This is a genomic window from Microbacterium sp. ZKA21, from assembly GCF_050434165.1.
Lineage (GTDB): Bacteria > Actinomycetota > Actinomycetes > Actinomycetales > Microbacteriaceae > Microbacterium.
Window position 1 is genome coordinate 98,451 of the sequence record NZ_JBNPVV010000003.1, and the last position, 21,822, is coordinate 120,272.

At 68.5% G+C, this 21,822-nt stretch carries 23 protein-coding genes; 11 read left to right on the top strand and 12 right to left on the bottom strand.

The features are described from left to right. Window positions 1–7: 7 nt before the first annotated feature. Genes M2317_RS07760 through M2317_RS07770 form a run of 3 tightly spaced genes read right to left on the bottom strand, consistent with a single transcriptional unit; the run spans window position 8 to window position 1,997 of the window. Complete coding sequence (locus M2317_RS07760; protein WP_429458904.1) at window positions 8–688, bottom strand: class I SAM-dependent methyltransferase; 681 nt, start codon at window positions 686–688, stop codon at window positions 8–10. After that, a complete protein-coding gene (locus M2317_RS07765; protein ID WP_429458905.1) occupies window positions 685–1,338 on the bottom strand; it encodes a TIGR04282 family arsenosugar biosynthesis glycosyltransferase in 654 nt (217 codons plus the stop codon). Before M2317_RS07765 ends, M2317_RS07760 begins: the two co-directional genes overlap by 4 nt. Then, complete coding sequence (locus M2317_RS07770; protein ID WP_429458907.1) at window positions 1,335–1,997, bottom strand: glycosyltransferase family 2 protein; 663 nt, start codon at window positions 1,995–1,997, stop codon at window positions 1,335–1,337. Before M2317_RS07770 ends, M2317_RS07765 begins: the two co-directional genes overlap by 4 nt. A gap of 112 nt (window positions 1,998–2,109) precedes the next feature. Between M2317_RS07770 and M2317_RS07775 the strand changes: the two genes are divergently transcribed. The 4 genes from M2317_RS07775 to M2317_RS07790 are packed head-to-tail and all read left to right on the top strand — an operon-like array spanning window position 2,110 to window position 6,142. Beyond that, window positions 2,110–2,832: a response regulator transcription factor gene (locus M2317_RS07775; RefSeq protein WP_429458909.1), complete on the top strand. Its 723-nt coding sequence runs from the start codon at window positions 2,110–2,112 to the stop codon at window positions 2,830–2,832. Between the two features lies 1 nt (window position 2,833). Further along, complete coding sequence (locus M2317_RS07780; RefSeq protein WP_429458911.1) at window positions 2,834–3,985, top strand: sensor histidine kinase; 1,152 nt, start codon at window positions 2,834–2,836, stop codon at window positions 3,983–3,985. Between the two features lie 27 nt (window positions 3,986–4,012). Continuing rightward, a complete protein-coding gene (locus tag M2317_RS07785; RefSeq protein ID WP_429458912.1) occupies window positions 4,013–5,191 on the top strand; it encodes an MFS transporter in 1,179 nt (392 codons plus the stop codon). A 33-nt stretch (window positions 5,192–5,224) separates the two neighbouring features. Next, entirely contained in the window at window positions 5,225–6,142 is a 918-nt protein-coding gene (locus M2317_RS07790) for a DUF808 domain-containing protein (RefSeq protein WP_429458914.1), read from the top strand. Between the two features lie 95 nt (window positions 6,143–6,237). On the opposite strand, the gene msrA is transcribed toward M2317_RS07790, so the two are convergent. Beyond that, window positions 6,238–6,774, bottom strand: coding sequence for a peptide-methionine (S)-S-oxide reductase MsrA (gene msrA, locus M2317_RS07795; RefSeq protein ID WP_429458916.1), 537 nt, complete (start codon window positions 6,772–6,774; stop codon window positions 6,238–6,240). Window positions 6,775–6,990: 216 nt separating this feature from the next. Here msrA and M2317_RS07800 point away from each other — a divergent pair, with 216 nt between their 5' ends. From M2317_RS07800 to M2317_RS07815, 4 genes are all read left to right on the top strand, one after another. Then, entirely contained in the window at window positions 6,991–7,503 is a 513-nt protein-coding gene (locus M2317_RS07800) for an N-acetyltransferase family protein (protein ID WP_429458918.1), read from the top strand. 175 nt (window positions 7,504–7,678) lie between these two features. Continuing rightward, entirely contained in the window at window positions 7,679–8,581 is a 903-nt protein-coding gene (locus tag M2317_RS07805) for a J domain-containing protein (RefSeq protein ID WP_429458919.1), read from the top strand. Window positions 8,582–8,674: 93 nt separating this feature from the next. Next, on the top strand, window positions 8,675–10,333 hold the full coding sequence (locus tag M2317_RS07810) for a SulP family inorganic anion transporter (RefSeq protein ID WP_429458921.1): 1,659 nt from the start codon (window positions 8,675–8,677) through the stop codon (window positions 10,331–10,333). Beyond that, window positions 10,333–11,004 carry a GAP family protein gene (locus M2317_RS07815; protein ID WP_429458923.1) on the top strand — a complete coding sequence of 224 codons (672 nt, stop codon included), beginning with the start codon at window positions 10,333–10,335 and terminating at the stop codon, window positions 11,002–11,004. The genes M2317_RS07810 and M2317_RS07815 overlap by 1 nt, the downstream gene beginning before the upstream one ends. A 74-nt stretch (window positions 11,005–11,078) precedes the next feature. Here M2317_RS07815 and M2317_RS07820 read toward each other — a convergent pair whose 3' ends face one another. Next, window positions 11,079–11,465 (bottom strand): SHOCT domain-containing protein, encoded by a 387-nt coding sequence (locus M2317_RS07820; protein ID WP_429458925.1) that lies wholly within the window; start codon window positions 11,463–11,465, stop codon window positions 11,079–11,081. A 105-nt stretch (window positions 11,466–11,570) separates the two neighbouring features. On the opposite strand from M2317_RS07820, the gene M2317_RS07825 reads away from it, so the two are divergent. After that, window positions 11,571–12,557, top strand: coding sequence for an FUSC family protein (locus M2317_RS07825; protein ID WP_429458927.1), 987 nt, complete (start codon window positions 11,571–11,573; stop codon window positions 12,555–12,557). On the opposite strand, the gene M2317_RS07830 is transcribed toward M2317_RS07825, so the two are convergent. From M2317_RS07830 to M2317_RS07860, 7 genes are all read right to left on the bottom strand, one after another. Further along, on the bottom strand, window positions 12,554–12,733 hold the full coding sequence (locus M2317_RS07830) for a hypothetical protein (protein ID WP_429458929.1): 180 nt from the start codon (window positions 12,731–12,733) through the stop codon (window positions 12,554–12,556). The two genes, M2317_RS07825 and M2317_RS07830, sit on opposite strands and share 4 nt — an antisense overlap. Before the next feature lie 34 nt (window positions 12,734–12,767). Then, entirely contained in the window at window positions 12,768–13,166 is a 399-nt protein-coding gene (locus M2317_RS07835) for a GntR family transcriptional regulator (protein WP_429458931.1), read from the bottom strand. Then, complete coding sequence (locus tag M2317_RS07840; protein ID WP_429458933.1) at window positions 13,163–14,176, bottom strand: hypothetical protein; 1,014 nt, start codon at window positions 14,174–14,176, stop codon at window positions 13,163–13,165. The genes M2317_RS07835 and M2317_RS07840 overlap by 4 nt, the downstream gene beginning before the upstream one ends. 116 nt (window positions 14,177–14,292) lie before the next feature. Beyond that, window positions 14,293–16,704: a TIM-barrel domain-containing protein gene (locus tag M2317_RS07845; RefSeq protein ID WP_429458936.1), complete on the bottom strand. Its 2,412-nt coding sequence runs from the start codon at window positions 16,702–16,704 to the stop codon at window positions 14,293–14,295. Window positions 16,705–16,706: 2 nt separating this feature from the next. Then, entirely contained in the window at window positions 16,707–17,522 is an 816-nt protein-coding gene (locus M2317_RS07850) for a carbohydrate ABC transporter permease (protein ID WP_429458938.1), read from the bottom strand. Next, window positions 17,519–18,502 (bottom strand): carbohydrate ABC transporter permease, encoded by a 984-nt coding sequence (locus M2317_RS07855; RefSeq protein WP_429458940.1) that lies wholly within the window; start codon window positions 18,500–18,502, stop codon window positions 17,519–17,521. The genes M2317_RS07850 and M2317_RS07855 overlap by 4 nt, the downstream gene beginning before the upstream one ends. 59 nt (window positions 18,503–18,561) lie before the next feature. After that, on the bottom strand, window positions 18,562–19,941 hold the full coding sequence (locus M2317_RS07860) for an extracellular solute-binding protein (protein WP_429458942.1): 1,380 nt from the start codon (window positions 19,939–19,941) through the stop codon (window positions 18,562–18,564). A 94-nt stretch (window positions 19,942–20,035) separates the two neighbouring features. On the opposite strand from M2317_RS07860, the gene M2317_RS07865 reads away from it, so the two are divergent. Both M2317_RS07865 and pnuC read left to right on the top strand, forming a co-directional pair. Then, window positions 20,036–21,064, top strand: a complete 1,029-nt coding sequence (locus M2317_RS07865; RefSeq protein WP_429458944.1) for a LacI family DNA-binding transcriptional regulator — start codon at window positions 20,036–20,038, stop codon at window positions 21,062–21,064. 32 nt (window positions 21,065–21,096) lie between these two features. Then, window positions 21,097–21,813 carry a nicotinamide riboside transporter PnuC gene (gene pnuC, locus M2317_RS07870; RefSeq protein WP_429458946.1) on the top strand — a complete coding sequence of 239 codons (717 nt, stop codon included), beginning with the start codon at window positions 21,097–21,099 and terminating at the stop codon, window positions 21,811–21,813. The last annotated feature ends 9 nt before the right edge of the window (window positions 21,814–21,822 follow it).

Sequence of the window (21,822 nt, forward strand, 5' to 3'; positions counted from 1 at the left end):
GTCACGCTCAGAGCGCCACGCCCTGCGCCCGCTCCAGAAGGGCGAACACCCTCCCCGCGTGCGACCAGGTCTCCGAGACGCGCACACCGGCATCCGCAGCGCACCGGCGCAGTCCGTCCAGTCCGACCTCGTACCAGGGGAAGGGCAGGCTCGTCCGTCCGGCGTGATCGATCAGAATCGCCTGGAACCCGCGATCGCGGTGCGGATCCGCGTGCACCTCGACGATCACGGCACCGTCGGGCTGCACGAGCGACGCGCACCGCGACAGCAGCAGCGCCGGGTCGCCGCCGATCCCGATGTTGCCGTCCATCAGCAGCGCCGTCCCCCACCCGCCCTCGCGGGGAATCGCGTCGAACACCGAGCGGTGCAGCACGGGCAGTCCCTGCGCGTGCGCGTGCGCGACGGCCGCGTCCGAGACATCCACGCCCAGGCTGAGGTGCCCTGCGACGATCGCGGCGCGGACCATGCGTCCCGGTCCGCAGCCGACATCCAGGATCGCCCCGCGCGCCCGCTCCAGCACCGACCGGTCGGCATCGTCCGCCGCCGCGAGGAAGCGCCCCAGCTCGATCGGCGCATCCTGCGCACCGTCGTCGTCGATCATGCGCAGGACCCCGCCTCCGCTGCGCAGCGCCGTCGCGTACGGCGACGCGTCACCGGCGTCGAAATGCGCAACGATCGGCAGAGTCACCTGGCACCCCCACGCAGCAGGCCTCGGTCGTCGAGCAGCCGCACCACCGCGCTCGTTCCGTCGAGCTCCGCCGCCACGGCTCGCAGACTGTCGATGTCGTCGATGTCCGTGAGCATCGGCAGATCGGCGACGCTCAGCCCGGCATCCACCAGCCGGGCGCGCTGCACGGCGCCGGTCCGGTTCTCGGACATCGGCACACCGCGCACGAGGTCGCCCCGCGGCATCCCTCCGACGAGACGGTCGCGCAGCCCGAGCAGCCAGAACCCGCCATCGGATGCCGGGCCGAACCAGGCCCCGACCCCGAACGGCCAGCGGTGCACCACGATGTCCAACAGCTCCGCATCGATCTGCGGGGTGTCCATGCCGATCAGCAGCACCGGTCCGTCGAGGCGGTCGAGGACGTCGGCGATCCGCTCGTCCAGGCCGCCCTCGGACTGCGGGATCTGCTCGAAGCCTTCGACAGCCGGCAGCGTCCCCTGCACGCACAGCACCCGGCGCGCATCGATTCCGCGCACCGCCGCGATGGTGTCGTCGAGCGCCGCCTCTGCGATGAGGGCGGCATCATCGAGCGAGAACGGCGGGTGCAGCCGTGTCTTGACCCGGCCGGCAACGCACTCCTTCGCCATGATGACCACCGTGACGCCGTTCATGCGTACCTCCGCAGCATCCGGAGCATGTCGCCGATCGCCTGAGCCGTCCCGCGGACGGTGCCGGTGACCTTGGACCTGCCCACGCGAGGGCGGTAGTCGACCGGGACCTCGTCGATGCGCCACCCGGCGCGCTGGGCGCGCAGCACCAGTTCCAGCGGATATCCGCTGCGCCGATCCCGGATGCCGAGCCCCACGAGCCTCTCCCGGTCAGCGGCTCGCATCGGGCCGAGGTCATGCAGCCCGACCTGCATCCGCAGCCGCACGAACCACAGCAGCACGGCGTTCGCGACCCTGGCGTGCAGCGGCCATGCCTGAGCCGTCACCGCGATCCGACGGCCCATCATGAGGTCGGCCTCGCCGGATCGGATCGGATCGACGACACGGTCGAGCTGACGCATGTCGAACGAGCCGTCCGCATCGCAGAACGCGACGATCGGCGCGGTCGCCGCCAGGAGGCCGGCATGCACGGCGGCACCGTATCCGCGCTGCTCTGCCGTCACGACCGTCGCTCCGAGTCTTCGAGCGATCTCGGCCGACCCGTCGGTGGAGCCGTTGTCGACGACGATCGCCCGGTACGACGGCGGGAGTTCGGCGAGCAGCGACGGCAGCGCGCGTGCCTCATCGAGACACGGCAGGATCACGTCGACGGAGGAGCTCATCCTCCGAATGTAGGAATCAGGGGCGGATTGCGCCGCCCCCAAACCCTTACGATCTGCGGACGTCGGACGAACTCCCCGCCTTCCGGCCGACCGCCCCGCCTAACCTGGGTGCATGACGTCGACCGCGCCCGCCGAGCCGCAGGGAGATCTCGTCGACCGTCGCGTGCTGATCGTCGAGGACGACCCGATGGTGTGCGAGGTCGCCGAGACGTACCTGCACGCGGCGGGGTTCCTGGTGGATGTCGCGTCCGACGCGTTCTCGGGTCTGGATGCCGCGGCGACCCGACGCCCCGACCTCATCGTCCTGGACCGCATGCTCCCCGGGGTCGACGGCGTCGAGGTGTGCCGCCGGATTCGCCTGACCTCGCAGGTCCCGATCATCATGCTCACCGCCCTCGGCGCCCCGGAGGATCGCATCGACGGGCTCGAGGCCGGGGCGGACGACTATCTGACGAAGCCCTTCTCCCCGCGCGAGCTGGTGCTGCGCGTGCAGTCGGTGCTGCGCCGCAGCCTCGCGGCGTTCGCGCCCGAGGCACCCTTCGATCTCGGTCCGTTCCACCTCGACGCCTCGGCGCGGATCGTGACCGCGGACGGTTCGGCACTGGAGCTCTCGGCGCGGGAGTTCGACCTGTTCGCGTTCCTGCTCAAGCATCCGAGGCAGACCTTCGACCGCCAGACCCTCCTGCGCACAGTGTGGGGCTGGGAGTTCGGCGACCTCTCCACCGTGACGGTCACGATGCGTCGACTGCGCGAGAAGATCGAAGCCGACCCGGGCAACCCGCGGATCCTCGTCACCGTGTGGGGCGTGGGCTACCGACTCGACCTCGGAGGCTGACGTGCCGCTGCCCGATTTCCTCACCATCGTCGGCATGGCGCTCGCATGCGCTCTCGTCATCGGCGCGCTCGGCCTGCTCGCACTGCGGCTGCTGCACCGCCGCCCGCTCATCGCCCAGCTCTTCGTCGTCGTGCTGACCTCGGTGCTGTCGCTGGCCGCCGGCGTGCTCGCCGTGGCGCTCGCGATGTACATCTCCCCGCACGACTTCCTCGTGGTCGTGACCGTCACGATCGTCGCGGCCGTCGTCTCGGTGGGCGTCGCCCTGCTGCTGGGGCTGCGCATCGCAAGGGCCGGCGACGAGCTGCGCCGGCTCACGCACGCCATGGGAGAAGGAGAGGTCGTCGACCGGCATCCCTCCGACGCCCCGAGCGCCGAGTTCGAGGCGTTGGCGACCGAGCTCGCCGAGACCAGTCACCGCCTCGCGCAGGCCCGCGAGGAAGTGCAGGCGATCGACGCGTCGCGCCGTGAGCTGGTGGCCTGGATCTCCCATGACCTGCGCTCTCCGCTGAGCGGGCTGCGGGCGATGACCGAGGCGCTCGAGGACGGGCTCGCCTCGGATCCGGCCCGCTTCCACCATCAGATGCGCCTGCAGGTCGACCGGCTCACCTCCCTCGTCGACAACCTGTTCGAGCTGTCGAAGATCTCGTCCGGCACGCTCGTGCTCACCCTGGAACCGCTGTCGCTGCACGACCTGGTCTCGGATGCCGCGGCCGAGCTCGCGCCGGTCGCGCAGGCCAAGAGCATCGTCCTCGTCGAACGCACCAGCCCCGATCACACGCTCGTCGGCGACCCGCGCGAACTCTCGCGCGTGGTATCGAACCTGCTCATGAACGCGCTTGAGCACACTCCGACGGGTGGCGAGGTCCGCATCAGCACGGTGCAGGATGCCGAGGGCGTGACGCTCTCCGTCCGCGACTCGGGCGCGGGCATCGCCGAGGAGGACCTGCACCGGATCTTCGACCCCGGGTGGCGCGGCACGCACGCCCGCACCCCCGGCACGGGGATCGCCGGGACCAGCGGAGCCGGACTGGGTCTGGCGATCGTGCGCGGGATCGTGGAGGCGCACCAGGGCCGCATCAGCGCGACGAACGAGCCGACCGGATGCCGCTTCGACGTGCGCCTACCGAGCGGGGTCGTCGGCTCGAGTCGCTGAGCTCACACCCCCCGATACGCTGGCCCGGTGACACGCTCCCCCGGACGACTGGCCCTCGCGCCCCTCTACCTCGCGGGCTTCACGACCGCATTCGGCGCGCACGGCGTCGCGAGCGTTCTGGGCTCCGAGTCCGATGACATCGGCATGTCCCTGCTCGCGTTCGGCGCCGTCCTCGCGCTGTACGACGTGGCCGAGGTGTTCCTCAAGCCGGTCTTCGGCGTCCTCAGCGATCGGATCGGCGTGAAACCCGTGATCCTCGGCGGACTCATCGCGTTCGCCGCGGCGTCCGCCGTGGCTCTGTTCGTGGCGACGCCGCTGGCGCTCGCACTCGTGCGGCTCGGGCAGGGCGCCGCGGCATCCGCGTTCTCGCCCTCATCGTCCGCCGCCGTCGCGCGGCTCGCGGGCGACGAGCTGCTCGGCCGCTACTTCGGCCGGTACGGGGCGTGGAAGAGCATGGGCTACATGCTCGGTCCGATCCTCGGGATCTGGCTCGCCTACGCGTTCGGCCTGCAGGCGGTCTACGGCGCGCTGGTGGTCCTCGCGCTCGTGGCGGCGTTCGCCGTCGCGCTGCGCGTGCCGCACCTGCCGCCGCTTCCGAAGTCCAGGGCGACCGTGCGCGACCTGTTTGCGCAGATCACGGCGCGGTCCTTCCTCATCCCGACGCTCGTGCTGGCCACCAGTACCGCGATCCTCGGCGTCGCGGTCGGCTTCCTGCCGTTGCTGGCCGTACGGCTCGACCTGCATCCGCTGGTGGGAGCGGCCGCCGTCGCCGTGCTCGCGCTGGCATCCGCACTCATCCAGCCGGTGGTCGGCAACGCCCGCGACCGCGGCCGCCTGCGCACCGGCAGTGGCACCGCCGCGGGCCTCGCCCTGGCGACCGGAGCACTGCTCCTGCTGGCCCTCGCGCCGGGAACGGTGTCCCTGTTCCTCGCCGCCGTCGGCATCGGCGTCATGATCGGCATCGTCACCCCGCTCGCCTTCGCGCACCTCGCCGCGTCGACGCCGCCGGAGCGGATGGGCCGCACGATGGGCAGCGCCGAACTGGGGCGCGAACTGGGCGACGCGGCCGGCCCGCTGGTCGTCGGCGGAGTGGCCACGATCGCCGGAGTCCCGTTCGGCCTCGGCATCCTCGCGGTGCTGACCGCCGGAGTCGGGGCATCAGCCTGGGGGATGCTGAGACGCCAGCCCGTCACGCGACCCCGCTAGAGTGGCAACCCGACAGCACACTCAGGGGGTCCCATGTCGGTTGGTCTGCTCGCGGTCGTCGACGACATCCTCAGCGCGGCGCTGAAGGCGTCGTCCAAGGCGGCCGGTGTCGTGATCGACGACGCAGCGGTCACGCCCCAGTACGTGCAGGGCATCACGCCGGCGCGCGAACTGCCCGTCGTCCTGAAGATCGCACTCGGGTCGCTGGTCAACAAGTTCGTGATCATCATCCCGATCGCGCTGCTGCTGACCGCGTTCGCCCCGTGGGTGCTGCCGTACCTGCTCATCATCGGCGGCACGTATCTCTGCTTCGAAGGCTCCGAGAAGGTGCTCGAGTGGTTCGGGTTCCATCACGGCCATGCCGACGAGGGCGCACGCGACGAGAACAAGCTCGTGTTCGGCGCCGTCCGCACCGACCTGATCCTGTCCACCGAGATCATGCTCATCTCGCTCGCCAACCTCGAGTCGGGGCTGAGCATCTGGATGACGCTCGGCATCCTCGCGGTCATCGCGCTGCTCATGACCGGTGTCGTCTACGGTGCGGTCGCGCTGCTGGTGAAGATCGACGACATCGGGCTGAAGATGGCGAAGAACTCCGACCGTCGCGTACGGCACACCGGCACCCGGATCGTCCGCTCGATGCCGGCCGTGTTCCGCGTGATCTCCGTGGTCGGCACGGTCGCGATGCTCTGGGTCGGCGGGCATCTCGTGCTGGCCAACCTCGGCGCCGTCGGACTGGTGGGCATCACCGACTTCGTGCACGGCGTCGAGCACCTGCTCGAGCCGCTCGGCGGATTCGTCGTGTGGTTCGGCGACACCCTGATGTCCGCGATCGCCGGGCTCATCCTCGGGCTCGTGATCGTCGGGATCGTCCTGCTGATCGGTCGGATGCTGGGCAAGGAGCCGACCTTCACCGAGGGCGGCGAATCCCCCGCCGACGTGCACGCCTGACGCCTGCCCCGCGACCCACGAGACTTGTTCTGCGGGACGAAACTTGGCTGGAGCGGCCAAGCCTCACCGCACAGATCAAGTCTCGCGGCGGACGGTCAGGCGACTTCGCGCTGCGGCAGCACCCAACCCGCTCGCGGGAAGTGACAGGTGTATCCGTTGGGGATGCGCAGCAGATAGTCCTGGTGCTCCGGCTCGGCCTCCCAGAACGGACCCTCGGGCTCGATCGTCGTGACGGCCTTCCCCGGCCACAGCCCCGACGCGTCGACGTCGGCGATCGTGTCGCGCGCGACCCGCTCCTGCTCGGGCGAGAGCGGGAAGATCGCGGACCGATAGCTCGATCCGATGTCGTTGCCCTGACGGTTCAGGGTGGAGGGGTCGTGAATCTGGAAGAAGAACGCCAGGATGTCGCGATACGAGGTCTTGGTCGGGTCGAACACGATCTCGACCGCCTCGGCGTGACCGGGGTGGTTGCGGTAGGTGGCATGGTCGTTCTCACCGCCGGTGTAGCCGACGCGGCTGTCGAGCACGCCGGGCTGACGGCGGATGAGGTCTTCCATGCCCCAGAAGCAGCCGCCGGCGAGGACGGCGGTCTCGGTGCCCGGGGTGCGGGTGATGGCTCCGGTGTCGGTCATGAGTGGCACTCCTTGTCTGACGTCGCTCTGGTGCGAGGTGCGTCTGCAGAGGACAACGACGAACGCGGCGATTTTGGTCCCGGCCTCTTCGAACGGGCGCCGATCGCCCTTCCCCGCTGTCGGATTCCAGCGTACGCTCGCGGATGCCGATGACGCCCGGATCGGAGATTACGGGCCAGAGACAGCTGACTTCGTCTCGCTGATACGGTCGAGATCGTGCACATCAGGGATGCCGAGGCGAGCGACCTCGCGACGATCACCTCGATCTACAATCACGCGGTCGAGAACACGACGGCGATCTGGAACGAGAACACGGTCGACGTCGCGGATCGCACGGCCTGGCTTGCGGATCGCACCGGGCAGGGTTTCCCCGTGCTCGTCGCGGTCGACGATTCCGGCGTGCTCGGCTACGCCACGTTCGGTCCCTGGCGGCCGCACAGCGGGTACCGCCGCACGGTCGAGCTCTCGATCTACGTGCACCCCGACCACCAGGGCCGCGGCCTCGGCAACGCGCTCATGGCAGCGCTGATCGAGCGGGCCCGCGAGCTCGGCGCGCACGTGATGGTCGCCGCCGTCGAGAGCGGCAACACGACATCGATCCGATTGCACGAGAAGCACGGCTTCGTGCAGACCGGTCTGCTCCCCCAGGTGGGCGTGAAGTTCGGCGCATGGCTGGATCTCGCGTTCCTGCAGCTCATCCTGGACGATCGTCCGACCCCGGCATCCTGACCCCTGCCGTCCGCATCCGCGAGACCTGCTTTCTGCGGTGGCACTTAGCTTCCCTGGCCAAGCATCACCGCACAGACCAAGTCTCGCGAAACGGGTGCTGCACGCCTCCCGACACCGTCCGCCGCGGCATCCCCTCATGCACGCACACGAGCCCGCGGATCGGTAGCCTGAATCGGTGTTCGACAGCCCTCTCTCCGCGTCGGCGTACGAGGTGCTCGGCGTCGCCCCCGACGTCGACGATGACGGGTTGCGTCGCGCCTATCGCCTGCGGCTGCGCGAGACGCACCCCGACACGGGAGGGGATGCCGCGGCCTTCATCCAGGTCCAGCACGCGTGGGAGCTGATCGGCACCGCCGAAGCCCGCCGCGCATATGACCGCGGGCATGACGACGGCGCACAGCTGCAATGGGGCGGACGGACCGAGCCGTCGACAGCGGGAACCCGGCCGAGGACGGCATCCTACGGGCGAGCCGGATCCTGGCGCCGCGAGCGCTACCTCGCCCTCGCGCGCGAATGGGCCGAGGGTGAGATCGCCGACCCGTACTCGCCGGCCTTCGTCCGCTCGACGCCCTGGGAGCTGCGGCGCCTCCTCGCCGACGCTCTCGCCGAGGAGGACACCGCGCGAGCGATGGACGATCTCGGCATCGGCTTCACGGTCTGGCACGGCGTCGTCGCCGGACCCGGTGACGAGACCCTCGACCATGTCGTGCTGAGCCCGACCGGCCTGTACGGCCTCGTCTCGGAGGACTTCGGGGGGCCGGTCGGGTTCCGCCGCGACGAGATCACCGGTCCGGAGGCCGGGGATCGGATGCCGGTCGGCGAACTGCTCGCCCGGATGCGCGTCGTCGCGCGCACCGCACGCGTTCGCTTCGGCGGAGCGATCGTCGTGCTACCGGACGATGACGTCGTCCAGCCCGTCACGCCGCTCGGAACCGTCGGGCGGATTCCGGTGATCGCCGTGCGCCGCAGCGCCTTGCGCACGGTGCTCCGCGCCGGCGTCCCCGGGGCGCGGATCGTCGGCGGCAATGAGCTCTTCGACGTGCGGACGCGGCTGAAGCAGACGGTCCGGACGCGCTGATCCTCATCCTTCCCGCGTGATCTTCCGGCTCGGCGCTGGCCGCGGAGTGCTCCCGAGTGCCAGTGTGGGACACGACGAACGAGAGGAATCACGATGCAGCGCCCTTTGGCCGGCCTCACGACGAAGAACCTGGCATCAGAACTGACCGCCGGCGTCACGCTCCTCGCGATCGCGATCCCCCTGAACATCGGGTACGCGCAGATCGCCGGCTTGCCGCCGACCGCCGGGCTCTACGCGCTCATCGTGCCGACCGTCATCTACGCGCTCGTCGTGTCGTCCCGTCAGCTGGTGGCGTCTCCGGATGCCGCGGCGGCCGCCCTCGTCGCCTCATCGGTCGGCGGGCTCGCCACCGCAGGGAGCGCAGACTACGCGACCCTGGCGATGGCGCAGGCGATCATCTGCGGCATCATGTTCGTCCTCCTCGCCGTCTTCAAGCTCGGCTTCCTGGCGAACTTCCTCTCCAAACCGATCCTCGTCGGCTTCGTGGGCGGACTGGCGCTGGACATCATGGTCAGCCAGATCGCCAAGATGCTGGGCGTCAAGATCGAATCAGGCGGCGAGTTCGTCGAGAAGGTCTCCGGCCTGATCACCGGTCTCGGAACCATCAACGGCTGGTCGGTCCTGATCTCGGCGGTCTCGGTCGCGATTCTGCTCGTCGGACGCATCTACCTGAGGGCCGTGCCCTGGGCGCTCGTGGTCCTCGTGCTCGCGACGGTCGTCGTCCTGGCAGCAGGCCTCGACCAGAAGGGCGTCGCGGTGCTCGGCGAGGTTCCGGCCGGCGCGCCGGCCTTCACCTGGCCGATGCTGGACTGGGCGACCTGGGCGGCGCTGATCCCCTCGGCCATCGCGCTCACCCTCGTCACCACGGCGGAGGGCCTGCTGGTGTCGCGCTCGTACTCGGAGAAGCACCGGTACCCGTTCCACGCGAATCGCGATCTGATGGCGTTCGGCGTCGCGAACATCGCCGCCGGCGCGCAGGGCAGCTTCGCGGTCGGATCCTCCACCTCGCGCACTGCCGCGATGGACCAGGCCGGATCCCGCACCCAGCTGCCGTCGCTCGTGCTCGCCGTCGGCACGCTGCTGCTGCTCCTGTTCGGCACCGAGCTGCTGGCGGACATCCCCTCGCCCGTGATCGGGGCGATCGTCGGCGTCGCGGTCATCCCGCTGCTCGGCATCCGCGAGTTCAGGGAGCTCTGGAAAGCAGACCGCTTCGAGTTCCTCATCGGCGCCACCTGCTTCCTCGTGACGCTGTTCGTCGGGTCGATCCCCGGCATCCTGGTGGCGTTCGTCCTCGCCCTGATCAACATCGCCAAGCGTGCGGCCAACCCGGCCATCGACGTCCTGGAGTCGTCCGGCGACCCGGGCGAATCCTTGCTCGAGGACGCCCCGGCGGGCACCGTGACCGCGCAGGGCGTGATCGTCATCCGCATGGCTGCGCCGCTGTTCTTCGCCAATGGGGCGGTGTTCACGACCGCGGTCAAGGACGCCGTCACGGCCGCAGGCGACGGCGCGGTCGAGCATCTCGTCATCGACATGGAGGCGGTCACCGATATCGACGTGACAGGTGCCGAGTCCTTCACCGCACTCAAACAATGGCTCGCCGATAAGGGCATCACGCTCGGCTTCAGCCGCGTGCGTCCCAAGACGCAGCGTCGCCTGACCAAGCTCGAGCTGCTCGACGACGAGAAGATCTACATCACCAATCGCGCCGCGATCACCGATCTCACCGGCCACGACGTCAAGGAGAACTGATGGGCAGTGTCATCGGGGAGATCCTCCCCCTCGCGCTCGGTGTCGCGATCAGCCCGATCCCGATCATCGCCGCGATCCTCATGCTTCTGTCGCCGAAGGCGCGGGTCACCAGCGTGGGCTTCCTGCTCGGCTGGCTGATCGGGATCATCGTGGCCATCACGGTGTTCACCCTGCTGTCGTCGATCCTCCCCGAGGGCGACGAGGATGCCTCGCAGCCGATCAAGGGCGTCATCCAGCTCGTGCTGGGCGCCCTGCTGTTTCTGCTCGCGCTGAAGCAGTGGCGCAGCCGCCCGAAGGAGGGCGAGGATCCGAAGCTGCCCGGATGGATGAAGGCGATCGACACGATCTCGTTCTTCGGCGCCTTCGGACTCGGGTTCCTGCTCTCGGCGCTGAACCCCAAGAACCTCATCATGGCCGCCGGCGCGGGCACCGACATCGGAGCGGCCGCGTTGTCGACCGGGTCGATCATCGGCGTGATCGCGATCTACACGCTGATCGCGGCATCCACCGTCCTCATCCCCGTCGTCGGGTACCTCTTCGCCGCCGACAGGCTGGGCGGAGCGCTGGATGCCCTGCGCACGTGGCTCATGAAGGAGAACGCGGTCATCATGGCCGTGCTGCTGCTCGTGATCGGTTTCTCGATGGTCGGCAAGGGCATCGGGAGCTTCTGAAGCAGCCGGCACGGTGCGACGAGAAGGGGGACGATCCGATTCGGATCGTCCCCCTTGCCGTGAAGGTCAGCGGATCAGCTGAGCGCCTTCGTCTTGAGCTGCGCGAAGTCCTCGGCCGTGATGGCGCCGGAGTCGAGCAGCGCCTTCGCCTTGGCGATCTCCTCGGACGGGCTGGAGCCCGCGACCTGCTGGATGTACGAATCGGTGGCCTGCCTGACCTGCTGCGCCTCGGCGGCGCTGCGCTCGGCCATGCCGTTCCCTCGTGCGATCAGGTAGACGAGCGCGGTGAGGAACGGGACGAAGATCAGGAAGAGGATCCAGACAGCCTTCCACCAGCCGTTCAGCTTCCGGTCACGGAAGAGGTCGCCGATGATGGCGAACAGCGCGAACAGGTAGGCGATGAAGGCGAATGCCCAGACGAACCACCAGATGATGTCCCAGAACGATGTCCAGAAGTTCATGATGAACCTTTCGGTTGTGCTCCCCCGCGGAAACGGTGCGGATGCTGAGAACGCTATCGCTCCACGGCATCCACGTCCATCGTTCCGTCCGTGTATAACGGTGACATGCAGGTGCCCGCAGGATTGACCTGGAGCTGGTCGCGCTTCGCACTCGGGGCGGTGTTCGCGCTCCCCGGCATCCTCGTGGCTCCCTTCTCGCCGACGGTGGGCGTCGCTCTGGCCGTGGGAGTGCTTCCCGCTGCCGCGTACGGCCTGCCGGCGCGGCGAAGTCGGCGCGCGATTCTCCCGTTGGTTGGGCTGCTCAGCGCCGCGGGCTTCCTGCTGGGCTCCCTCCTGACGCACCTCCCTGTCGTCGCGGTCGTTTCCTTGCTGCTGCTGTCCTTCCTCGCCAGCCTGAGCACAGCGCGCTGGCGCGTCGGCCGACTGCTCCTGGCCCTGGTGCTGCCGATGGTCGGGTTCGGTCTGAGCTTTCCGAACACGTCGACGACCGGGGTGCTCGCGGCCTTCGTGATCGCCGGATCGGTCTACGCCTGGCTGGTTTCGTTGCTCTGGCCGGAACGCGCCGACCCGTTGCCGCCGGCGCCGAAGACCGCACGTGGATCAGATCTGGTCGCTTACGGCATCCTGCTCGGTCTCGCCAGCGCGACGGCGGCGACCATGGGGTACGTCTACGGACTCGAGCAGGTCGGTTGGGCTGCCGGAACGGTGCTGCTCGTCATGCGCCCGGTCCGTGGTCAGGTGATCCTGCGCAGCGTCGGACGCGCCGCATCGGTCTTCATCGGAGCGATCGCTGCGATCTGCTTCGCGCTGTCCGAACCCGGCGGAATGCTGGTCGGGCTGCTCATCGCACTCGCCGTCGGAGCGATGGGCGCCATGCAGGAGAGCCGGTGGTATGTGGCGCCGGCCTTCACTACCCTCATCGTGCTGACGCTGATGCTCACGACGTCTTCGGCAGCGCCGGGCGAGCAGTTCATCGCGCGGACCAGCGAGACCCTGCTCGGCATCGGACTCGCTCTGGCCTTCGGAGCGGCGATCCCGTCGCTGTACGCGTATCTGCGCGTGGAACTGGCGCGATTGCGCGACCGCGGCTAGTCGTCGCGCGAACTGAACACGCTGCGCAGCACGAGGAACACGATCAGCGCCACCACGACGACGATCGCGAGCTTCGCGATGAACCACAGCACGGAGAAGAGCAGCCCGACCAGCCACCAGGCGATCACGACCGCGGCGATGACGCCGAGGACGGTCCAGATCGTGTTCTTGGTCATGGGTCCAGCTTACGGAGTCGTCCGCACGGTGCGGTCAGCCGTCACCCTGATCGGCGCCTGCTGTACCCGACTCGGCCTGCCAGACGAGGCGCAGCACGGTGATCACATCATCCGGATCCGCACCGGTGGAAACGGCGTCCTCCACGAGTTCGCGGATCCGGCGTGTCACCGCCACCGGCAGCACCGCGGCGGACGCGGCGACACGCGTCCCCGCGGCCGTCCTGGTGACGACGAGACCGTCCTGCTCGAGCATCCTGTACGCCTTCGCGGCGGTGCCGGGCGCGACACCGAGGTCGCTCGCCGTCTGCCGTACCGTCGGAAGGCGTTCATTCGCACCGAGCTGACCCGACACGATGAGCCCGCGCAGCTGACGGTAGATCGCGATCGCGGGGCTGGCTTCGTCAGCGGTCCTGACGAGCGGCTGGCCGGTCACCGCACTTCCGCCACGTCGACCGCACGCGCCGCCGGCGACGTCGAGATCGGCGCCGACCGGCGCGCAGGGACCGCCGTGATCAGGAGCAGCACGAACGCCGCGATCTCGAGGAGCGGCGCGAACCAGCCCGCGGCGACGGCGAGCTCGGCATACCGCCAGGCGGCCTCGAACGACTCTCCGCCGTTCTGCCCCTCGATGGTGAGGCTCGAGATCGTTCCCGCAGCGGCGATCAGCCGCCAGGAGCCGGCGAGAGCGAGCAGCATCGCGGCCGCCGTGATGCGGACGATGCCGGTCGCGACTCGGCGTCGTGCTTCGCGCTCGGCAGGGACGGTCTCCGGCCGGAGATAGGGTCGAACGGCATTCGCGCGCAGTGCCGCCCAGGCGACGACGACCAGGACGAGCAGGCAGACCAGCACCGGCAGCCCATAGGCCCAGCCGTAGAACCACGGTCGGACCGGATCGATGTCGGGCTCGTTGGCGATCGGGATCTCGAGCCACACGTACCACCCGCGACTGTTCGGCGTCGACGCCAGACCCGACAGCACGGTCGTGACAGCCAGGACGAGGACCAGGATGCCGGTGCCGATGAGCGCAGGGCGCGCACTGAAGCTGCGCCAGGTGCGTCGGGCGACGGGCAGGACGGCAGCCTCGGCCGGGGCTGTACCGCGGGTCAGGATGAGGGCGAGCACGACGCCGATGCCGACGCTCGCGACGAACAGCGGCGTCGCGTAGCGCCACCACGCGACCTCGTCGATCAGATCCAGCGCGTAGCCGCTCACGAGGTGCTCAACGAGGAACAGGATGATCACCGCGATCGACACGATCATGACCGTGCGCCGCTCCGGCCCGTACCGCCGTCGCAGCGATCTGCGCACCGCCTCCGACAGATCGTCACGCGGTGCAGGCCCCTCGCTCGGCCGCGTCGCGAAGACGAGAACTCCGGCGGCGATCAACGCCGCGAGCACCAGCGAGACCACCGGCGTCGAGAACGCCGCGGATGCGAATGCCATCGGGCCGGACATGGTTGTGCTGACGAGCGGCATGGTGCCTCCGATTCAGATGTTGTGTCATATGTATAGCACAACTTGTATCGAAGGCGCGGCACAAGAAGTCGGCGAGCGATCGCCTACCAGGCCGTGATGGCCGACAGCTGCTCGACGAGCGCGTCCCGCAGCTCGCGCGGGAGATCCATGGCCGCGATCGCCTCCATCGATCCTGCCTCCGTGACCGCCGTCCAGATGCGCCGCTTGTCCTCGTACCCGATCTCGGCCCGCTGCAGCTGCTCGAACACCCGCTGCGGATCGAAGGCCGAAGTCCGTTCCGCGCCGAGGATCCGCAGCGTGAATCCGTCCTCGAAGGAGACCGCGCCGATATCGATGCCCAAGCCGGCCGGCGAGAGATCCTCGGCGGGCAGAGCAGCGACGGCGAGCATCCGACCGTCCCGCAGCGATGCCGATTCAGCTCCGCCGACCCCCGGCACCCGCACCGATACCGTGCGCGAAGGCATCGGTGCGCCGGAGTGCCGCGCCGCCAGAGTGATGTCGGCGCGGCCGTCGGCGCGCACCTCCAGCGTCTGCGTGAACTCGACGAGCGCGCGCTCCGGCTCGGCCGAGCCATCGTCCTCGGCCAGCTGCGACACGCCTTCTCCCGGGATCACCAGCAGTTCCAGGCGCGTCGGCGCCTGCGCCGCCGGTGACATCGGTTCGGCGTCGAGCGGCACGACCGCTCCGGCACGTGCCAGCACCGGATACTCCTCGAGGGACCGTGTCAGCAGCGCGTCACGTCCGCCGCGGTACCGCAGGCCCGTGATGACGTCGACCCAGTCGCCCTCCGGCAGCCAGGCACGAGCCGTCGCGAGCTGAGACGACCGCTCGCGCGGCACCGTGATCGGCACGACGAGGAGATGCTCGCCGAGCAGATAGGAGCTCGGATGCCGGTAGGCCCCGTGCTCGCGCGGCAGGTCGTGGTAGAGCGGCCTCACCACGCTGACGTTCTCGGCATGCGCCGCCCACGCCGCGGTGTAGAGCATCGGGATGAACCGGTGCCGCAGCCGCATGTACCGGCGCATGATCGCCGCCGCCGGCTCGCCGTAGGCCCAGGGCTCCTTCGAGCTGAACGGATTCGTCGACGAATGCAGTCTGTTGATCGGCGACAGCACGCCGAACTGCAGCCAGCGCACGGCCAGCTCGACGTCGTGGATGCCGCCCATGTGCCCGCCGATGTCGTGGCTCCACCACGTGTAGCCGGCGTTCGCGGCGGTCGCGGTGAATTCGGGCTGGAACGCGAGAGAGGCCCAGCTGACGATCGTGTCGCCGGAGAACCCGACGGGATACCGATGGCCCCCGCGCTCGGTGTAGCGCGAGAACGTCAGCGGCCGCCGTCCATGACGCGCCGATGCGTGGAAATGCGCGTGGTTGAGCATCCACAGCGGATCCAGGCCCGGCATGTCCGAGTGCTCACCGGACTGCCAGTCGATCCACCAGAAATCGACGCCCTGGTCCTCGAGCGGCGCCAGCACGTGCGCCTGATAGGCGTCCATGAAGCGTCGGGACGAGACGTCGAAATCGACCGGTGTCCCCGACGACGAGTCGATCCCCATCGCCTCCGCGACCGCTGGGTACGACGACTCGTGCCGTCTGATCCCGTCGGCGGGATGCAGATTGAGCGTGACGGCGAGACCCCTCGCGTGGAGTTCGCCGAGGAAGCGCTCCGGGTCCGGGAAGAGCTCGCTGTTCCAGGTGTAGCCGGTCCAGCCGGTGCCGATCGCCGGATCGACGTCCACGAGGTGCCAGTCCATGTCGATCACGGCGACCGACAGCGGGATGCCGTCGTCGTGGAACCGCGACATCAGCGCGAGATACGCGGCCTCGTCGTACGCCCAGTACCTGCTCCACCAGTTGCCCAGCGCGAACCTCGGCACGAGCGGAATCGGCCCCGTGAGCTCATGGAAGGCGCGCAGCGCCGCGGTGTGATCGCGGCCGTACCCGAAGAAGTAGAAGTCCTGCCCAGTGCTCTCGCGGGGCCGGATCCACCTGTCCTCACCGAGCAGCAGCGAACCCGAATCGTCGAGCACCCCGAAGCCGAATGTCGACAGGATCCCCGGCGGGATCTCGATCGCGCCGTCGATCTCGTCGAGCGTGCGCACGGTGCCGCCGAGGTTGCCGCGCAGCGGCAGCGTCTGCGGATACACCTGCCCCGGTCGCCACGTCGTGTAATGCACGTCGGTAGCGCCGGCCAGCAGTGCGATCGAGAGTCCGGACGTGCTCGGCATCCGCTCGTCGTATCGCAGGCGCAGACTGTCGGTGGTGATCTCGATGCCGTTCTCGGTGCGCACGACCCGGAACGCCGGTACCGGAAACCTGCGGTTCATCACCTGCTGCGTCTTCTCGTCGACGAACCGCTCCTGCGGGTCCCACTCGATGCGGATCAGACGGTCGGTCAGAACCGAGATCCGGTAGCCGGGTCCGGTGACGGTCGCGCCGTCCGCTGCCGGCGCCGGTTCCCCGTCCGACAGCGAGATCTTCGTGTGCTCCGGCATCCTCAACCCTTCAGAGCTGCGCTCGCGGCACCGGCGATGAACCGGCGCTGGAACACGATGTAGACGATCATCACCGGCACGATCGCCAGTGTCGTGGCGGCGAACAGCCCGCCGTAGTCCGTGCCGTACTGCCCTCTGAAGGTGGTGAGGCCCACCGCGAGCACCTGCTTCTCCTCGGACGAGATCATCAGGTAGGGCCAGAGGTAGTCCTCCCACACCCAGAGGAAGACGAAGATCGACAGCGCCGAGATCGCGTTCACGCTCATCGGCGCGACGATGCGGTGGAAGATGAACCACTCCGACGCTCCGTCGATGCGCGCGGCTTCGAGGATCTCGTCCGGCACGGCATCCATGCTCTGGCGCATCATGAAGATGCCGAACGCGCTGATGACCGCCGGAATGATGATCGAGGCGTAGCTGTCGGTGAGACCGACCGCGCGGAACATCGTGTACCGGGGGATGATGACGACCGCCCAGGTGACCATCATGGTCGACAGGATCACCGCGAAGAGCGGGCCGCGTCCGCGGAAGCGGTACTTCGAGAAGACGAACCCGCCGACGAGGCTCGTGTAGACCGAGAGCGCCGTGATCGTCACCGACAGGAACACGCTGTTGAAGAACAGGCGGAGGAAGTCGAGCTTCGTCTGGATCGAGATGAAGTTCTCGACCGTCCATTCCTTCGGCCAGAAGGTCTGGTCGAAGCCGACGATCTCGGCGTTGGACTTGAATGCGGACAGGACCATCCAGAAGAACGGCAGGACGATGATCAGGCCGACCACCAGCAGCATCGCGTTCAGCGCGAAGACGCGGACCTTCATGACGCCTTCCCTTCGGAGTTCTTGGCGCGACGCCGACGACGCGGAGCGTCGAGCGCGGACTGGTTCATGCGCCACGATGCGGCCGTCAGCACGGCGGTGATGAGCAGCAGCACGAAGGCGATGGCGGAGGCGTATCCGAAGTTGTACTTCACGAATGCCTGGTCGTAGATCATGAACGAGATGAGCTGCGTCGAGGTGCCCGGTCCTCCGTTGGTCATCACCAGCACCTGCACGAATGCCTGCAGGTAGCCGATCATCGAGGTGATGACGATGAAGAACAGCATGGGCCGCAGCAACGGCAGGATGACGTGCCAGAAGCGGCGCCAGGCGTTCGCGCCGTCGACGGATGCCGCCTCCAGCACGTCCTCGGGGATCGCGTAGAGGCCGGCGAGGAAGAGGATGACGGCGAAGCCGAAGTCCTTCCAGATCGTCATGATCACGATCGCGAGCAGAGAGTAGCGCTGATCGAACAGCCAGTTGATGTCGAGGCCGAACATCGTGTTGATGGCGCCGAACTGCGGGTTGTACATGAGCGTCCACAGGAACGCGACGGCGACCAGCGGCATCACCGTCGGCAGGTAGAAGATCGTGCGGAAGAACGTGCGCCACCGGCTGAGCTTCGAGAACAGCGCGTAGGCGATGGCGAGTCCGAGCACGACGCGGCCGACGATGGCCAGGATGCCGAAGACGAGCGTGTTGCCTGATGCCCGCCAGAACGTGGCATCCGCGAACAGTTCGGCGTAGTTGTCGATGCCGGTGAAGTCGAACGTGCCGTTGAGCGGGTTCCAGTCGTGGAAGCTGCCGACGAAGGCGATGCCGATCGGGATGAGCAGCAGCACCACGAGCGACGCCATGATGATGCCGACCGTGAGATTGCGCAGCCACAGCTCGCTGGCGGGCTTGCGGATGCGGCGCGTGGCCTGCGTCACCGGGGCGGATGCCGCGGGTTCCGCCAGCCGCGGAGATGTCTGAATGGTCATGCGGGTGCCGCTCCCGGCCGCCGTGGACGGCCGGGAGCGCTCCTTCCTGCGGGGGATGCTCAGTCGGCGGAGTAGAAGGCGTACAGGTTCTCTGCGGAGACGAAGTCCTTGCCGTCGAGATCCTTCTCGATCGTCTTCTGGGCCGCGGCGAGCGCGTCCTCGGGCGCGACGCCGTTGAAGAGGATCTCCTCCCACATGGTGGCGGTCGATGTCTCGAAGGTGGCCGGCACCGGGCCCGGCCAGATGTAGCGCTCGATGTCGCCGAACGCCGCGAGCGCCGGGTCGTCGGCGAAGGCCGGGTCATCGGCGATCGGCTTGTAGGCGGGGAAGATGCTGAAGCTCAGCGCGAGCTCCTTCATCGACTCCTCGTCGGTCAGGTAGTAGCGCAGGAAGTCCTGTGCCACTTCCTTCTCGGCATCCGTTCCGTTCGCATTGATGCCGAACGTCGACTCGCCGTTGTACCGGTCGAACGCGTACGGCGTCTCCCCGGCATCCGGAACCGGGGTCTGGAACGCGCTCCACTTCAGGTCCGGGTAGTCGTTGCGCAGAGTGCCGGAGAACCAGCCCCAGGCGTACGTCATGGCGGACAGGCCCTGACCGAAGCTCTCGGTGCCGGAGGCGCCGTAGTTCGCGTCGCCGGACCCGTCGGCGTAGATGTCGAGGAAGCGGTTGATGACTTCGAGGTTCGCCTCGTTGTCGACGGTCGGCGTGCTGCCGTCCTCGGCGAACAGGTTCTGCCCGAGTTGATAGGCCATGCCCATCTGCATCGCCTGGCCACCGCCGTTGAAGTTGAAGCCGGCCTGGCGCAGTTCGTCGCCCTCACGGAGGGTGAGCTTCTTCGCGACCTCGCGGAACTCGTCCCAGGTGGTGGGGATGTCGGCGTCGGTGAGCCCGGCGGCTTCCCACATGTCGGTGTTGTAGTAGATCGATCCGCTCATGAGACCCAGGTCGATGTAGTAGGTCTCTCCGTCGATGACGTGTGCTGCGGCTCCCGTGTAATCGGCTTCGAGATCGGCGGCGTCGATGTCGTACGGCTCCATCTTCGCGATGAGGTTGTCGTGCTGGGAGTTGTGCACGTTGAAGATCGCCGGTCCGCCGTCGGACTGCAGCTCGAGCGGGAGCTTGGTCCAGTAGTCCTCCCACGGCTGGTTGACGACCTTGATCGTGACGTTCGGGTGGATCTCGGCGTAGGCGTCGGCGATGGCCTGGAACTGCTCGATGTTGCTCCACGCCCACCACTCCAGCTCGATCGGCTTGCCGTCGTTGACCAGCGTGTTGGGGTCGTAGGTCAGGTTGTCGCCGGCGACGGGCAGCCCCTTGTCCGCTTCGGTGTCTTCGACACCGCTGCTGCCGCTCGTGCACGCCGTCAACGACACCGCGAGTGCTGTGGCCGCACCGATCGCCACGGCGGCACGGGCTCGCCTCGTTGGTCGGAACATCTGGACTCCTTTGTCAGGTTTACCGGTATACCTTTACCGGTAAACTATGATGCAACAGCGACGTGCTCCCCGTCAAGGGGAAAGATGTCCTGAGATGAGGGAGACGAGCGCCATGGTGACGATCGCAGACATCGCCCGCGTGTGCGGGGTGTCGAAGATGACCGTGTCGAACGTGCTCAACGGCCGCGACGGCCGCGTGTCCGCAGCCACCAGGACACGGGTGCTGGATGCCGCAGCCGAACTCAACTACCAGCCCAGCGCTGCGGCCCGGTCGCTGTCGGTCGCGCGCAGCGAGATCATCTCGCTGGTCTACTACGCCGCCGCCGAGGGCGACCTCGGCCTGTCGAACCCCCACGATGCGATGCTGCTCGGCGAGATCGAGCGCCACGTCAGCGCCGCCGGCAAGCACCTGATGATCCATGCGGCCACGGATGCTGCGGACACCGCCCGCCGACTGCGCTCCTGGAACGTGGACGGCGCCGTGTTCCTCGGCGTCCTGGCCGACGAGGTCGAGCAGCTGCGCAGCCACCAGGACGTGCCGATGGTCTTCATCGACGCCTATACGGATGCCGAGGTCTCGACGGTCGGGATCGACGACGCCCAGGGCAGCTACGCGGCGACCCGTCACCTTCTCGACGCCGGCCACAGCGAGATCGCGTTCGTCGGCCCGGCCGCGGCGAGCGCGGGTGTCATCAACGCGCGCTTCACCGGGTTCGCCAGGGCGCTGGCCGAGGAGGGCCTGGAGGCGGAACCGCACCGGGTCGTCGCCAATCTCACCTTCGCCGACGCGGATGCCGCGGCCGAGGATCTGCTCGGCCGCGCGCCCGGCTTCACCGCGGCGGTGGTCACCGCGGACATCCTCGCGATCGGTCTGATCAAGGCGTTCGCGCGCCGCGGCATCCGGGTGCCGGAGGAGTTCTCGCTGGTCGGATTCGACGACCTGCCGATCGCGGACATGGTCACCCCATCCCTGAGCACCGTGCGGCAGGACATCGCCGAGAAGGCGCGCGCCGCAGTCGAACTTCTCATGGAGCAGCTCGACGGGCGACGCGAGCCGCGCCGCATCACGCTCGACCCGCAGCTGCTGGAGCGGGAATCCGTGGCTCCGCCACGGCAGCGGTAGGGTCGCCGCCGCATCCTGAGAGACTTGGGTCGATGGAGTTCCTGCGCTGGCTCGTCGACGTCTTCTCGTCGCAGTGGGTGCTGCCCGGCGGGCAGACGCTGCTCGTCCGAGAGGTGATCGGCAACGCCTTCGGCCTGGCCAGCGCTCTCGGCGGGATGCGCCGAAAGGTCTGGGCGTGGCCGGTCGGGATCGTGGGCAATCTGCTGCTGCTCACCGTCTTCCTCGCGTCGATCCTCGACCCGGCGCATTCCCTGCCGGCCCTCCTCGGCCAGGCCGGACGCCAGATCATGTTCATCGCGGTCGCGATCTACGGCTGGATCCGGTGGCGCCGCGCCGCGGACGATGGCGGCCAGGTGACGCCGCGCTGGGCGTCCAATCGCGCACGCGTCGGCCTGGTCGTCGTCCTCGTCGTCGGCACGGTCGCCCTCACGCCCGTCTTCCGCGCGCTCGGCTCGTGGGAGCCGGTCTGGGCGGATGCCTGGACCTTCGTGGGTTCACTCCTGGCCACCTACGGCATGGCGAAGGGATGGACGGAGTTCTGGCTGATCTGGATCGCCGTCGACATCGTCGGCGTACCGCTGCTGTTCAGCTCCGGCTACTACGCGACCGGATTCATGTACGTCTTCTACGGCGCGTTCACCGCGATCGGCTTCGTGGTCTGGTGCCGCGCGCAGGCGAACGCGAAACCGCAGATCGAGACGATCCTGCCGGATCCGACGGTCCACCGCGCGGATGCCGCCGAGGACTGAACCCGCGGC

Coding starts and splice junctions, on each gene's coding strand:
- pnuC (WP_429458946.1), top strand. CDS start 21,097: ATGGAGTTCCTGCGCTGGCTCGTCGACGTCTTCTCGTCGCAGTGGGTG.
- M2317_RS07770 (WP_429458907.1), bottom strand. CDS start 1,997: ATGAGCTCCTCCGTCGACGTGATCCTGCCGTGTCTCGATGAGGCACGC.
- M2317_RS07840 (WP_429458933.1), bottom strand. CDS start 14,176: ATGGCATTCGCATCCGCGGCGTTCTCGACGCCGGTGGTCTCGCTGGTG.
- M2317_RS07775 (WP_429458909.1), top strand. CDS start 2,110: ATGACGTCGACCGCGCCCGCCGAGCCGCAGGGAGATCTCGTCGACCGT.
- M2317_RS07815 (WP_429458923.1), top strand. CDS start 10,333: ATGGGCAGTGTCATCGGGGAGATCCTCCCCCTCGCGCTCGGTGTCGCG.
- msrA (WP_429458916.1), bottom strand. CDS start 6,774: ATGACCGACACCGGAGCCATCACCCGCACCCCGGGCACCGAGACCGCC.
- M2317_RS07860 (WP_429458942.1), bottom strand. CDS start 19,941: ATGTTCCGACCAACGAGGCGAGCCCGTGCCGCCGTGGCGATCGGTGCG.
- M2317_RS07825 (WP_429458927.1), top strand. CDS start 11,571: ATGCAGGTGCCCGCAGGATTGACCTGGAGCTGGTCGCGCTTCGCACTC.
- M2317_RS07845 (WP_429458936.1), bottom strand. CDS start 16,704: ATGCCGGAGCACACGAAGATCTCGCTGTCGGACGGGGAACCGGCGCCG.
- M2317_RS07830 (WP_429458929.1), bottom strand. CDS start 12,733: ATGACCAAGAACACGATCTGGACCGTCCTCGGCGTCATCGCCGCGGTC.
- M2317_RS07820 (WP_429458925.1), bottom strand. CDS start 11,465: ATGAACTTCTGGACATCGTTCTGGGACATCATCTGGTGGTTCGTCTGG.
- M2317_RS07765 (WP_429458905.1), bottom strand. CDS start 1,338: ATGAACGGCGTCACGGTGGTCATCATGGCGAAGGAGTGCGTTGCCGGC.
- M2317_RS07810 (WP_429458921.1), top strand. CDS start 8,675: ATGCAGCGCCCTTTGGCCGGCCTCACGACGAAGAACCTGGCATCAGAA.
- M2317_RS07850 (WP_429458938.1), bottom strand. CDS start 17,522: ATGAAGGTCCGCGTCTTCGCGCTGAACGCGATGCTGCTGGTGGTCGGC.
- M2317_RS07855 (WP_429458940.1), bottom strand. CDS start 18,502: ATGACCATTCAGACATCTCCGCGGCTGGCGGAACCCGCGGCATCCGCC.
- M2317_RS07865 (WP_429458944.1), top strand. CDS start 20,036: ATGAGGGAGACGAGCGCCATGGTGACGATCGCAGACATCGCCCGCGTG.
- M2317_RS07790 (WP_429458914.1), top strand. CDS start 5,225: ATGTCGGTTGGTCTGCTCGCGGTCGTCGACGACATCCTCAGCGCGGCG.